This is a genomic window from Streptomyces collinus, from assembly GCF_031348265.1.
Classification (GTDB): Bacteria; Actinomycetota; Actinomycetes; order Streptomycetales; family Streptomycetaceae; genus Streptomyces; species Streptomyces collinus.
Map to the genome: position 1 here is coordinate 3,232,307 of NZ_CP133771.1, position 12,913 is coordinate 3,245,219.

Sequence of the window (12,913 nt, forward strand, 5' to 3'; positions counted from 1 at the left end):
ATGGACTACCGTCTCTCCCCCGAGCTGGAGGAACTGCGCCGCACCGTCGAGGAGTTCGCACACGAGGTGGTGGCGCCGAAGATCGGCGACTTCTACGAGCGGCACGAGTTCCCGTACGAGATCGTCCGCGAGATGGGCCGCATGGGCCTGTTCGGGCTGCCGTTCCCCGAGGAGTACGGCGGCATGGGCGGCGACTACCTGGCCCTGGGCGTGGCCCTGGAGGAACTGGCGCGGGTCGACTCCTCGGTGGCGATCACCCTGGAGGCCGGCGTCTCGCTCGGCGCGATGCCGCTCCATCTCTACGGCACCGAGGCCCAGAAGCGCGAGTGGCTCCCCCGCCTCTGCTCGGGCGAACTCCTGGGCGCCTTCGGCCTGACGGAGCCGGACGGCGGCAGCGACGCGGGCGCGACGCGCACGACGGCCCGCCTGGACGAGTCGACCAACGAGTGGGTCATCAACGGCACGAAGTGCTTCATCACCAACTCGGGCACGAGCATCACGGGCCTGGTGACGGTCACGGCGGTCACCGGCCGCACGGCCGACGGCAAGCCGCAGATCTCCTCGATCATCGTCCCGACCGGCACCCCGGGCTTCGCGGTCGCCGCCCCGTACTCCAAGGTCGGCTGGAACGCCTCGGACACCCGTGAACTGTCCTTCACGGACGTCCGCGTCCCTGCGGAGAACCTTCTGGGCGAGGAGGGCCGCGGCTACGCCCAGTTCCTGCGCATCCTCGACGAGGGCCGCATCGCGATCGCGGCGCTGGCGACGGGCCTGGCGCAGGGCTGCGTCGACGAATCGGTCAAGTACGCCCGGGAGCGCCTCGCGTTCGGCAAGCCGATCGGCGCGAACCAGGCCATCCAGTTCAAGATCGCCGACATGGAGATGAAGGCTCACACGGCCCGCCTCACTTGGCGCGACGCAGCGGTCCGCCTGGTGTCCGGCGCCCCCTTCAAGAAGGAAGCGGCCCTGGCGAAGCTCCACTCGTCCACGGTCGCGGTGGACAACGCCCGCGAGGCCACCCAGATCCACGGCGGCTACGGCTTCATGAACGAGTACCCGGTCGCCCGCATGTGGCGCGACTCCAAGATCCTGGAGATCGGCGAGGGCACGAGCGAGGTCCAGCGGATGCTGATCGCACGGGAGTTGGGGCTGGTGGGCTGAGAAACGGGACCGGGGCCGAAGGCCCCCTGCCGCACGGGCGCAGTGACTCGGATCACTGCGCCCGTTCGCATTCCCCGGTCTCCGCCGGGGCACACACCCGAGGGCCCCACTGGACACAATCTGAGGTTAGGCTAACCTAATCCTGATCTCAGCCAAGCGGCTTTCAGCCGTGCCCGCAGTGGCTCCGTACGTACGAAAGCAGACCCCGTCATGTCGAACGCCAGAACCGCCCGCTTCTCCCGTCGCGGCCTGCTCGCCGCCGGTGGTGCTCTCGGGCTCGGCGCCCTCGTGACCGCGTGTGGCAGTGAAGACTCCAAGGACGGCGGCTCGGACGCGAAGGGCGCCGCCAAGTCCGGGCCCTGGTCCTTCAAGGACGACCGCGGCAAGACCGTGAGCCTGGACCAGGTCCCCACGAAGATCGTCGCGTTCATCGGTGTCGCCGCCGCCCTGCACGACTACGGCATCGAGGTCGAGGGCGTCTTCGGCCCGACCAAGACCAAGGACGGCAAGGCCGACGTCCAGGCCGGCGACATGGACGTCAGCAAGCTGACCGTCTTCGGCAACCGCTTCGACCAGTTCAACGTCGAGCAGTACGCGGCCTTCCAGCCCGAGGTGCTCATCACCACCACCTTCGACGCCGCCGGCACCCTCTGGTACGTCCCCGAGGCGTCCAAGGACAAGATTGCCAAGCTCGCCCCGAGCGTGGCCCTCTCGGTCTTCGACCGTCAGATGCCGAAGCCGCTGCAGCGCATGGCGGAGCTCGCCAAGTCGCTCGGCGCCGACCTGAAGGACGCGAAGGTCGTCGAGGCGAAGAAGCGTTTCGAGGCCGCCTCCGAGCGGCTGCGCAAGGCCGCCAAGTCCCGCCCCGAGATCAAGGTGCTGGCCGGTTCCGCCTCGGACGCCATCTTCTACGTCTCCGGCTCCAACTTCTCCATCGACCTGGAGTACTTCAAGGCCCTCGGCGTGAACCTCGTCGAGCCCCCGAAGAAGGCCATGGAGGCCAACGGCGGCTGGTTCGAGAACCTCAGCTGGGAGAACGTCGACAAGTACCCGGCCGACGTCATCATGATGGACGACCGCGCCTCGACCATCCAGCCGGCCGACATCACCGAGGCGACCTGGAAGAAGCTGCCCGCGGTCAAGGCCGGCCAGGTCATCGCGCGTTCGCCCGAGCCGATCCTGTCGTACGACAAGTGCACGCCTCTGGTGGAGAACCTCGCGAAGGCGATCGAGAGCGCGAAGAAGGTCTCCTGACGCGCCACCCGCGGGGCGCTTGAGGGGGTGTCGCGGGCGCGGGCCGGATGCGGCCGGTCGCGCCCGCGCGGCGGAGCCGCAGGCCGACACGGCCGCCCCGCCCCCCCCGGGGCGCCTCCACTCACCCCTGACGATGAATCAGGAGCCCCCATGACTACCGCCGTAGCCGCCCCCTTCCGGTTCTTCTCCCTCCAGGTCGTGCGGACGAGGCGGCTCGGGCCGTCTCTGGTCCGGGTGACCTTCGGGGGACCCGATCTGCACGCCTTCCACTCCGACGGGCACGACCAGTCCCTGTCCCTGTTCCTGCCGCACCCCGGGCAGCCAGAGCCGGTCGTCCCGCTCGAACTGGGGGACGGCTGGTGGCAGGGCTGGCGCGAACTCCCGGAGGACGTCCGGGCCGTGATGCGGTCGTACACCCTGCGCGGCCTGCGCCGGGACCCGGACGAGATCGACATCGACTTCGCCCTGCACGGCATCGAGCCGGGCGCCCCGGTCCAGGCCGGCCCCGCCTCCCGCTGGGCCGCCCGGGCCACCGCCGGTGACCGGGTCCTGCTGCTCGGCCCGGCCGTGGCCGACAACCGGGCGATCCGCTTCCGGCCGCCCGAGGACACCGACCTCGTCGTCGTCTGGGGCGACGAGACCGCCGTCCCCGCGGCCTCGGCCATCGTCGAGGCACTGCCGGCCGGCACCCGCGCCCGGGTCTTCCTGGAGGTCCCGCACGCCGGCGACATCCAGGACCTGGCGACCGAGGCCGACGCCGAGATCACCTGGCTCGTCAGGGAGGAGCGGGGCGCCGGAGGGGCACCCATGGCCCTCGACGCCCTCCGCGCCGCCCATCTGCCCTCCGCCGAGCGGCCGTACGTCTGGATCGCCGGCGAGTCCGGGTGCGTGAAGGAGCTGCGCCGGCACTTCGTGCGCGAGCGCGGCATCGACCGCCGCAGGGTGACGTTCGTCGGCTACTGGCGCCGGGGCGTGAGCGAGGAGCAGCTGCGGGCGGAGGCGTAGCCCGCAGCTCACCGGCGCTGCGGTGACACGAGTGACCACAGTCACGGCAGGGCCCGCCTTCCCCTCGATCAAGTTAGGTTAGGCTTACCTAAGTTCTGGACGCCGGAGACCAACCCATCCCGTCCCACACCGGACTGTCCCCACCGGAGGACCCCCACATGCGCTCGCACCTGCTCAACGACACCACCGCGGAGCAGTACCGCCGCTCCGTGACCGACGGAGTCGAGCGGGTGGCCGCCAAACTCGCCACCACCGACCGGCCGTTCACCGGCATCACCGTCGACGCCCTCGCCCCGCGCATCGACGAGATCGACCTCGACCAGCCGCTGCACGACACCACGGCGGTGCTCGACGAACTGGAGGACGTCTACCTCCGGGACGCGATCTACTTCCACCACCCCCGCTACCTGGCCCACCTCAACTGCCCGGTCGTCATCCCGGCGGTACTCGGCGAGGCCGTCCTGTCCGCCGTCAACTCCTCCCTCGACACCTGGGACCAGTCGGCCGGCGGCACGCTCATCGAGCGGAAACTGATCGACTGGACGACCGAGCGGATCGGCCTCGGCCCGGCCGCCGACGGCGTGTTCACCTCCGGCGGCACCCAGTCCAACCTCCAGGCGCTGCTGCTCGCCCGCGAGGAAGCCAAGACCGACTCCCTGGCGAAACTGCGCATCTTCGCCTCCGAGGTCAGCCACTTCAGCGTGAAGAAGTCCGCGAAGCTGCTCGGGCTCGGCCAGGACGCCGTGATCTCCATACCCGTCGACCACGACAAGCGCATGCAGACCGTCGCGCTCGCCCGCGAGCTGGAGCGCTGCGCGCAGGACGGCCTCGTCCCCATGGCCGTCGTCGCCACCGCCGGCACCACCGACTTCGGCTCCATCGACCCGCTGCCCGAGATCGCCGAGCTGTGCGAACAGTTCGGCACCTGGATGCACGTCGACGCCGCCTACGGCTGCGGCCTGCTGGCCTCCCTGAAGCACCGGGACCGCATCAGCGGCATCGAGCGCGCCGACTCGGTCACCGTCGACTACCACAAGTCCTTCTTCCAGCCCGTGAGTTCCTCGGCCGTGCTCGTGCGGGACGCCGCCACGCTCCGCCACGCGACCTACCACGCCGAGTACCTCAACCCGCGCCGCATGGTGGAGGAGCGCATCCCCAACCAGGTGGACAAGTCCCTCCAGACCACCCGCCGCTTCGACGCGCTCAAGCTGTGGATGACCCTGCGGACCATGGGCGCCGACGGCATCGGGCAGCTCTTCGACGAGGTGTGCGACCTGGCCCGGGAGGGCTGGAAGCTGATCGCCGCCGACCCGCGCTTCGACGTGGTCGTGCAGCCGAGCCTGTCCACCCTCGTCTTCCGCTACATCCCGGCGGCCGTCACCGACCCCGCCGAGATCGACCGCGCCAACCTCTATGCCCGCAAGGCCCTGTTCGCCTCCGGTGACGCCATCGTCGCGGGCACCAAGGTCGGCGGCCGCCACTACCTGAAGTTCACCCTGCTCAACCCCGAGACGCAGGCGTCCGACATCGCCGCCGTCCTCGATCTGATCGCCGGCCACGCCGAGCAGTACCTGGGAGAGTCCCTTGACCGCGCGTCCTGACAACCCGGCCCCCCTTCCTGCGACTCATGACTTCGTGGGCATCGGGCTCGGCCCCTTCAATCTCGGCCTGGCCTGCCTGACCGAACCGATCGACGAGCTCGACGGCGTCTTCCTGGAGTCCAAGCCCGACTTCGAGTGGCACGCGGGCATGTTCCTGGACGGCGCCCACCTCCAGACCCCGTTCATGTCGGACCTGGTCACCCTCGCCGACCCGACGTCCCCGTACTCCTTCCTGAACTACCTGAAGGAGAAGGGCCGGCTCTACTCGTTCTACATCCGCGAGAACTTCTACCCGCTGCGCGTCGAGTACGACGACTACTGCCGCTGGGCCGCGGGCAAACTGAGCAGCATCCGCTTCGGCACGACGGTCGCCGAGGTGACGTACGAGGACGAGCTCTACGTCGTGCGGACCACCGCCGGCGACACCTACCGGGCCCGGCGCCTGGTCCTCGGCACCGGCACCCCGCCCCACATACCCGAGGCCTGCCAGGGCCTGGGCGGCGACTTCATCCACAACTCCCGCTACCTGGACAGCAAGGCGGAGCTGCAGAAGAAGGACTCGATCACGCTGGTCGGCTCCGGTCAGTCGGCCGCCGAGATCTACTACGACCTGCTCAGCGAGATCGACGTCCACGGCTACCGGCTGAACTGGGTCACCCGCTCCCCGCGCTTCTTCCCGCTGGAGTACACCAAGCTCACGCTGGAGATGACGTCCCCGGAGTACGTCGACTACTTCCGCGAGCTGCCCGAGGCGACCCGCTACCGCCTCACGGCCGAGCAGAAGGGCCTGTTCAAGGGCATCGACGGCGACCTCATCAACGAGATCTTCGACCTGCTCTACCAGAAGAACCTCGGCGGCCCGGTCCCCACCCGGCTGCTCACCAACTCCTCGCTGCGCAGCGCGCGGTACGAGAACGGCACGTACACGCTCGGCTTCCGCCAGGAGGAGCAGGGCAAGGAGTTCGAGCTGGACTCGCAGGGCCTGGTCCTGGCCACCGGCTACAAGTACGCCGAGCCGGAGTTCCTGGCCCCGGTCAAGGACCGCCTGGTCTACGACTCCCACGGCAACTTCGACGTCGCCCGCAACTACGCGATCGACGTCACCGGCCGGGGGATCTTCCTCCAGAACGCCGGCGTGCACACGCACAGCATCACCAGCCCGGACCTGGGCATGGGCCCGTACCGGAACGCGTACATCATCCGCGAGCTGCTCGGCAGCGAGTACTACCCGGTGGAGAAGACCATCGCGTTCCAGGAGTTCGCCGTATGAGCGCCACCACCGGCATCGGAACGCTCACCGTCCGCCCCCTCGACCCCCTGAGGGACGCCGAGCTGCTGCACTCCTGGGTCACCCACCCCAAGGCGGCCTACTGGATGATGCAGGACGCGAAACTCCAGGACGTCGAGCGCGAATACATGCGGATCGCCGCGCACGAGCACCACGACGCCTACCTCGGTCTGCACGAGGGCCGCCCGGCGTTCCTGATGGAGAAGTACGACCCCCGCTACGTCGAGCTGGAAGGCCTGTACGACCCGGAGCCCGGCGACGTCGGCATGCACTTCCTGGTCGCGCCGACCGACCGCCCGATCCACGGTTTCACCAAGGCCGTCATCACCGCCGTGATGGACGAGCTGTTCGCCGACCCGCGCACCCGCCGGGTCGTGGTGGAGCCCGACGTGAGCAACAAGGCAGTCCACGCGCTCAACGAGGCCGTCGGCTTCGTGCCCGAGCGTGAGATCGACAAGCCGGAGAAGCGCGCGCTGCTGAGCTTCTGCACGCGTGCACAGTTCCTGGCCGCCCGAGGAGTAGCCGTATGACCCTGTCCGACGCCGTAGCGCATCTGTCCCCCCACCGCTGGGCGCGGGCCAACCGCCTCCTGATCCGCAAAGCCCTCGCCGAGTTCGCGCACGAGCGGCTGATCACCCCCGAGCAGGACGGGGAGAGTTACGTCGTCCGCAGCGACGACGGCCTGACGAGCTACCGCTTCTCGGCCGCCCGCCGGGCCCTGGACCACTGGCAGGTGGACGCCGAGTCGATCACCCGCCACCGGGACGGCTCCGAACTGCCGCTCGCCGCGCTGGACTTCTTCATCGAGCTGCAGAAGTCCCTCGGTCTGAGCGACGACATCCTGCCGGTCTACCTGGAGGAGATCTCCTCCACCCTCTCCGGCACCTGCTACAAGCTCACCAAGCCGGACATCACGGCGGCCGAACTCGCCCGCGGTGACTTCCAGGCCATCGAGACCGGCATGACCGAGGGCCACCCCTGCTTCGTCGCCAACAACGGGCGGCTCGGCTTCGGCATCCACGAGTACCTGTCGTACGCGCCGGAGACGGCGAGCCCGGTCCGGCTGGTGTGGCTGGCCGCGCACCGCTCGCGGGCCGCGTTCACGGCCGGGGTCGGCATCGAGTACGAGTCGTTCCTGCGCGAGGAGCTGGGCGCGGAGACCGTCGAGCGCTTCCACGGCGTCCTCCGCGACCAGGACCTCGACCCGGCCGACTACCTGCTCATCCCGGTCCACCCCTGGCAGTGGTGGAACAAGCTCAGCGTCACCTTCGCCGCCGAGGTGGCCCGCAGGCACCTGGTGTGCCTGGGCGAGGGCGACGACGAGTACCTGGCCCAGCAGTCCATCCGGACCTTCTTCAACCGGACCAGCCCCGAGAAGCACTACGTCAAAACCGCCCTGTCGGTCATCAACATGGGCTTCATGCGGGGGCTGTCGGCGGCCTACATGGAGGCCACCCCGGCGATCAACGACTGGCTGGCGCAGCTCATCGAGGGCGACCCGGTGCTGCGGTCGACTGGTCTGTCGATCATCCGGGAGCGGGCGGCCGTCGGCTACCGCCACCTGGAGTACGAGCAGGCGACGGACCGCTACTCGCCCTACCGCAAAATGCTCGCCGCGCTGTGGCGGGAGAGCCCGGTGCCGTCCCTGGAGGAGGGCGAGTCCCTGGCCACCATGGCGTCCCTGGTCCATGTCGACCGCCAGGGGGCGTCCGTCGCGGGCGCGCTGATCGAGCAGTCGGGCCTCGCCCCGAAGGAGTGGCTGCACCGTTACCTCCAGGCCTACTTCACGCCCCTGCTGCACAGCTTCTACGCCTACGACCTGGTGTTCATGCCGCACGGAGAGAACGTCATCCTCGTGCTGAAGGACGGGGTCGTGCAGCGGGCGATCTACAAGGACATCGCCGAGGAGATCGCGGTCATGGACCCGGACGCGGTGCTGCCGCCGACGGTGGAGCGGCTGCGCGTGGAGGTCCCGGACGACAAGAAGCTCCTGTCGATCTTCACGGACGTCTTCGACTGCTTCTTCCGCTTCCTCGCGGCGAACCTCGCCGGCGAGGGCATCCTGGAGGAGGACGACTTCTGGCGCACGGTCGCGGACGTCACTCGCGCCTACCAGGAGTCGACGCCCGAACTCGCCGACAAGTTCAAGCAGTACGACATGTTCGCCCCCGAGTTCGCCCTCTCCTGCCTCAACCGCCTCCAACTCCGCAACAACGAACAGATGGTGGACCTGTCCGACCCGTCGGGCGCCCTCCAGCTGGTGGGCAACCTGAGGAATCCGATCGCGGAGTTCTGACCGACCCACATACGGACGAGCACCCCGGAGTACGGTCCTCCGGGGTGCTCGTCATGTGGCTTCGGCTTTCAGGGGCGCGGGGAACTGCGCGACCAGCCCCCACCGGCCCGCGGACGGATCACTGCACACTCCACGGAACCTGCGGCGACCGATACCACTCGATCCCCAGCGCATCCCACCGCTCAGCCTGCGCAGCAAGCCGCCCCTTGTACCGCTCCCAGTCAAGAGAAGCCGCCGACGACCACCCCAACTCGGCAACACCGGGCAACCGCGGAAACGCCATGTACTCGATGTGCTCGGAGTTCTCCAGCGTCTCCGACCACATCGGCGCCTCGACACCCCGTACCGCACCGCCCGGCACCCCCGGCAGATACGCCCCGGGATCCCAGTCGTAGGACCGCTTCACCTCGACATACCCCGCCCACGACAACCCCAGCGGCGTGTCCTTCGTGTACTTCATGTCGAGATACGCCCGGTCCGCCGGGGACAGAATCAGCCCGGTCCCGTTCTGCGCGGCCTTCGCGACCCGCGCCTTCTCCTCGGCACCGGTGCTGTCCAGCCCCCAGTACTGGGCGAGCGCCCCCTTCGCCGGGGTCGCCCCGGTCAGCTGGTGCCAGCCCACCACCGTCTTGCCGTACTTCGCGACGATCGGCTGCACCCGGTCCATGAACGTCACGTAGTCCTCATGGCTGGTGGAGTGCGCCTCGTCGCCCCCGATGTGGAGGTACCGGCCCGGCGTGAGCGCGGCGAGTTCCCGGATCACGTCGTCCACGAAGTCGTACGTGATCTCCTTGCCGACGCACAGCGAGCTGAAGCCGACCTCGGTACCGGTGTAGAGCGGCGGTGCGACGCCGTCGCAGTTCAGGTCGGCGTACGAAGCCAGCGCCGCATTCGTGTGGCCGGGCATGTCGATCTCGGGCACGACCTCCAGGTAGCGGGAGGCGGCGTAGCGCACGATCTCCTTGTAGTCGGCCTTGGTGTAGAAGCCGCCGGGGCCTCCGCCGACCTCCGTGGAACCGCCGTAAGTGGCCAGGCGCGGCCAGGAGTCGATGGCGATGCGCCAGCCCTGGTCGTCGCTGAGGTGCAGATGCAGCTTGTTGATCTTGTAGAGGGCGAGCTGGTCGATGTAGCGCTTGACCTGGTCGACGGTGAAGAAGTGCCGGGAGACGTCGAGCATGGCGCCGCGCCAGCCGTAGCGCGGGGTGTCCGTGATCGTGCCGCCCGCGACCAGCCACGGGCCGGGCTGGACGGAGTCCTTCTCGACGGCCGGGGGCAGGAGCTGGCGCAGGGTCTGCACGCCGTGGAAGAGGCCGGCGGGCCGGGCGGCGGTGATGATGACGCCGTGGCGGCCGCTGTCGAGCCGGTAGCCCTCGGCGCCGAAGGGGCCCTGGGCGATGCGCAGCCGGATGCCGCCCGCGCCCTGGGTGGTGACGGGGAGGCGGTAGCCGGTCGAGGGGCGCAGGATCCTCGCGAGGTACTCGCCGACGCCCCGGGTCTCCCGGGGTCCGTCGACGCGGATGTGCGTGCCGCGGGTGATCCGGTACGGGGATCCGCCCGGGGCGACCGAGGCGGGCGCGGGGATCACCCGGTCGAGGGGTGCGGGCGACGCCGCCGGTGCGGGAGCGGCCCCGGTGACCGAGGCGGCCATCGCGACCAGCAGCAGGGAACCGAGCAGGCGGAGCGTTCTGCGGTGCTGTCTCACACGGCCATCTCTCACAAGCGTGTCCCTTCACGAGCCGTTGAGCTCCAAGAGGTCTGGACCACTCTCTCGTGAGACGGGTGGAACAATCCACCCCATGGCGGAAATCATCCAGAAGGACGGCACATGGGCCTTCGACGGGGACGCACTGCGGCTGACTCCGGGACGGGACAAGAACGTCAGCCTGCTACGCAAGGAGCTGGGTGAACTGGTCGTCCCGCTCGGGGCGTTGGCGGGCATCTCCCTGGAGCAGGGCAAGAAGTCGGGACGGCTCAGGCTGCGGCTGCGCGACGGCGCCGACCCGCTGCTGCACGCCACGGGCGGCCGGCTCACCGAGCCCCACGACCCGTACCAGCTGATCGTGGAGTCCGACCGCTACGGCGTCGCCGAGTACTTCGTGGACGAGGTCCGCAGCGCCCTGCTCCTGGACCAGGTCCCCGCCGGGCCGGTCGACGCGTATCTGCTGCCGGGCCCCTCCGTTCCCCTGTCGGTGTCCGCCGGAGACGGCACCGCCGGCTTCGACGGCGAGCGCATACGCCTGGAGTGGAACTGGAAGACGGAGGACGCCAAGGCCGCCGCCGGCGCCCGCACGCTCGCGCTCGCCGACATCACGGGCGTGGAGTGGCACCCGGCGGCCGGTCTGGAGAACGGCCACCTGCGCTTCACCGTGCGGCACGCGCCCACCAAGACCCCGCCCAAGTACGACCCCAACGCCGTGGAGCTGTGGGGCTTCAAGAAGGACCCGCTGATGGCGCTGGTCGCGGCGGCGGTCCAGGCCAGGCTTCCGCACCCGGCCCGGGCCGCCGCCGACCCGGTGGACGCGCGACCGGAGTCGCCTTCCGCTCCGGTCGCGGTCTCCGAGGACGATCACGACGCCCTGCTGCGCCGCCTGCGCGAGCTCGGTGAACTGCACCGCTCGGGCGTGCTGACGGACGAGGAGTTCGCCCTGGCCAAGCAGGCGATCCTCAAGCGGATGTAGTCCTCGCGGCTACTTCGCCCGGCGCGCCACCGTGAAGTGGTCGACCTGGTCCCCGGTCTCGGCGATGCCGCGCACCGTCAGCGTGGCCAGGTGCCCCTTCGGCGCGGGGGTGACGTCCACGCGCAGGAAGGAGTAGTCGAGGTAGCGCACCCGTGACCAGGCGACGGTCTCGTTCTGCTTGCCGCCCTTGACGTTGACGAACGAGGCCACGGACTCCACGTCGTGCTCGTTGCCCTCGTACGACAGCGGGGCGCTGAACGCGTAGAGGCTGCGCCCGGCCGCACCGGCCGTCACATAGACCACGCCCTCGGTCTCGGGGTAGGCCGTGCCGCCGATCGGGAGCTTCTTGGTGACCTTGTCGCCCTTGATCACGTCGGTGCGCTCGTACTGGTGGTTGTGGCCGTTGATGACCAGGTCGACCGTGTACTTCTCGAACAGCGGCACCCACTCCTGCCGGACCCCGCCCTCGGAGGCGTGGGAGGTGGAGGAGCAGTAGGCGCAGTGGTGGAAGAACACGACGATGAAGTCGATGTCGTGCGCGGCCCGGTACTTCTTGAGCTGGGCCTCCAGCCACGTGGTCTGGGTGCCGCCGGAGATGCCGAGGTTGGCCGGGATCTCGAAGGAGATGTCGTTGGCGTCGAGCGAGATGACGGCCGTGTTGCCGTGGACGAAGGAGTAGACGCCCGGGAGGTTCTTCTTGTCGGGGCCGTTGTCCGGAAGGGTCCAGCGGGCCTCCTCGCCGCCGTAGCCGTTGGGCGAGTACCAGGCCTCCATGTCGTGGTTGCCGTAGGCGGGCATCCAGGGCACGGACTTGGCGACGGACTCGGTCTGGGCGAGGAACTGGTCCCAGATCCGCGAGTCGAAGCCGGTGTCGTCGGTCCTGCCCTGGCCGGCCGGGTCGCCGTACGCGATGTCGCCCGCGTGCAGGTGGAACGCCGGGTTCTGGCCGAGGAGCAGGCTGTTGTTGGCGAGCGCGTGGTAGCTGACGCCCTCGTCGCCGAAGGCCGTGAAGGTGAAGGGCTCCTTGCGCGCGGGGGCGGTCGTGAAGGTGCCGAGGGTGCCCAGCAGATGCGGTGCGGCCGGGTCGAAGCCCTGGTGGCCGACGCCGTAGTAGTACGTCCGGCCCGGCTTGAGACGGCTCAGCCTGGCGTGGACGTAGTACTGGGTGTGGTTGCCGCTCGCGCCGACACCGGCGGGCGTGAAGAGGGTGCGGACCTCGGCGTCGATCTTGCGGGAGAGGTCCGTGGGGTGGGCGCCGATCCGGATGAAGGGCTTCTTCACGGCGAGCGGGACCTGCCAGGAGACGGTCATCTCGGTGCGCGGGTCGGTGCCGTAGGCGAGGTGACGGCCGAAGGGGGCCACGTGGGCGCCGTCGACGGTCTCGGTGCCGGGGCGGCCGCTCGGGACGGCGGCCTGGGCGGTGGCGCCGGGCACGAACGCGCCACCCGCGACGGCGCCGAGCGTGACGGCACCGCCTCTGATCATCGTGCGCCGGGAGAACCGGGCGCGCAGGTACTCGTGCTGCTCGGCCATGGTCATGCGCTCGGCGAGCCGCTCGGGTACGCCCATACGAGGAGTGTCCATGGCGTCCAAAAATCGACGCCTCGGGCAACGGGTTGCCGGACGTCCG

The 12,913-nt window shown here is 69.6% G+C and carries 10 protein-coding genes; 8 read left to right on the forward strand and 2 right to left on the reverse strand.

Annotated elements, in window-relative coordinates:
* From RFN52_RS14510 to RFN52_RS14540, 7 genes are all read left to right on the forward strand, one after another.
* Positions 1-1,161, forward strand: coding sequence for an acyl-CoA dehydrogenase family protein (locus RFN52_RS14510; protein WP_184846653.1), 1,161 nt, complete (start codon positions 1-3; stop codon positions 1,159-1,161).
* A 210-nt stretch (positions 1,162-1,371) separates the two neighbouring features.
* Positions 1,372-2,415 carry an ABC transporter substrate-binding protein gene (locus tag RFN52_RS14515; protein ID WP_184846655.1) on the forward strand — a complete coding sequence of 348 codons (1,044 nt, stop codon included), beginning with the start codon at positions 1,372-1,374 and terminating at the stop codon, positions 2,413-2,415.
* A 150-nt stretch (positions 2,416-2,565) separates the two neighbouring features.
* Positions 2,566-3,420 carry a siderophore-interacting protein gene (locus tag RFN52_RS14520; protein ID WP_184846657.1) on the forward strand — a complete coding sequence of 285 codons (855 nt, stop codon included), beginning with the start codon at positions 2,566-2,568 and terminating at the stop codon, positions 3,418-3,420.
* 158 nt (positions 3,421-3,578) lie between these two features.
* Positions 3,579-5,021: a lysine decarboxylase DesA gene (gene desA / locus RFN52_RS14525; protein WP_184846659.1), complete on the forward strand. Its 1,443-nt coding sequence runs from the start codon at positions 3,579-3,581 to the stop codon at positions 5,019-5,021.
* Positions 5,005-6,291, forward strand: a complete 1,287-nt coding sequence (locus RFN52_RS14530) for a lysine N(6)-hydroxylase/L-ornithine N(5)-oxygenase family protein (protein WP_184846661.1) — start codon at positions 5,005-5,007, stop codon at positions 6,289-6,291. The genes desA and RFN52_RS14530 overlap by 17 nt, the downstream gene beginning before the upstream one ends.
* Complete coding sequence (locus RFN52_RS14535; RefSeq protein ID WP_184846663.1) at positions 6,288-6,839, forward strand: GNAT family N-acetyltransferase; 552 nt, start codon at positions 6,288-6,290, stop codon at positions 6,837-6,839. Before RFN52_RS14530 ends, RFN52_RS14535 begins: the two co-directional genes overlap by 4 nt.
* Positions 6,836-8,605, forward strand: coding sequence for an IucA/IucC family protein (locus RFN52_RS14540; RefSeq protein ID WP_184846665.1), 1,770 nt, complete (start codon positions 6,836-6,838; stop codon positions 8,603-8,605). The genes RFN52_RS14535 and RFN52_RS14540 overlap by 4 nt, the downstream gene beginning before the upstream one ends.
* Before the next feature lie 118 nt (positions 8,606-8,723).
* On the opposite strand, the gene RFN52_RS14545 is transcribed toward RFN52_RS14540, so the two are convergent.
* The gene (locus RFN52_RS14545; RefSeq protein WP_184846667.1) at positions 8,724-10,307 is read right to left on the reverse strand and encodes a beta-N-acetylhexosaminidase; all 1,584 of its coding nucleotides are present in this window, start codon (positions 10,305-10,307) and stop codon (positions 8,724-8,726) included.
* A gap of 94 nt (positions 10,308-10,401) precedes the next feature.
* Between RFN52_RS14545 and RFN52_RS14550 the strand changes: the two genes are divergently transcribed.
* A complete protein-coding gene (locus RFN52_RS14550; protein ID WP_184846669.1) occupies positions 10,402-11,283 on the forward strand; it encodes a DUF4429 domain-containing protein in 882 nt (293 codons plus the stop codon).
* A gap of 9 nt (positions 11,284-11,292) precedes the next feature.
* On the opposite strand, the gene RFN52_RS14555 is transcribed toward RFN52_RS14550, so the two are convergent.
* On the reverse strand, positions 11,293-12,852 hold the full coding sequence (locus tag RFN52_RS14555) for a purple acid phosphatase family protein (protein ID WP_184846671.1): 1,560 nt from the start codon (positions 12,850-12,852) through the stop codon (positions 11,293-11,295).
* Positions 12,853-12,913: the final 61 nt, after the last annotated feature.

Excerpts from the sequence above, each read along its gene's own strand:
- RFN52_RS14510 (WP_184846653.1), top strand. The coding sequence starts at position 1 with ATGGACTACCGTCTCTCCCCCGAGCTGGAGGAACTGCGCCGCACCGTC.
- RFN52_RS14540 (WP_184846665.1), top strand. The coding sequence starts at position 6,836 with ATGACCCTGTCCGACGCCGTAGCGCATCTGTCCCCCCACCGCTGGGCG.
- RFN52_RS14515 (WP_184846655.1), top strand. The coding sequence starts at position 1,372 with ATGTCGAACGCCAGAACCGCCCGCTTCTCCCGTCGCGGCCTGCTCGCC.
- RFN52_RS14555 (WP_184846671.1), bottom strand. The coding sequence starts at position 12,852 with ATGGGCGTACCCGAGCGGCTCGCCGAGCGCATGACCATGGCCGAGCAG.
- RFN52_RS14535 (WP_184846663.1), top strand. The coding sequence starts at position 6,288 with ATGAGCGCCACCACCGGCATCGGAACGCTCACCGTCCGCCCCCTCGAC.
- RFN52_RS14520 (WP_184846657.1), top strand. The coding sequence starts at position 2,566 with ATGACTACCGCCGTAGCCGCCCCCTTCCGGTTCTTCTCCCTCCAGGTC.
- RFN52_RS14550 (WP_184846669.1), top strand. The coding sequence starts at position 10,402 with ATGGCGGAAATCATCCAGAAGGACGGCACATGGGCCTTCGACGGGGAC.
- desA (WP_184846659.1), top strand. The coding sequence starts at position 3,579 with ATGCGCTCGCACCTGCTCAACGACACCACCGCGGAGCAGTACCGCCGC.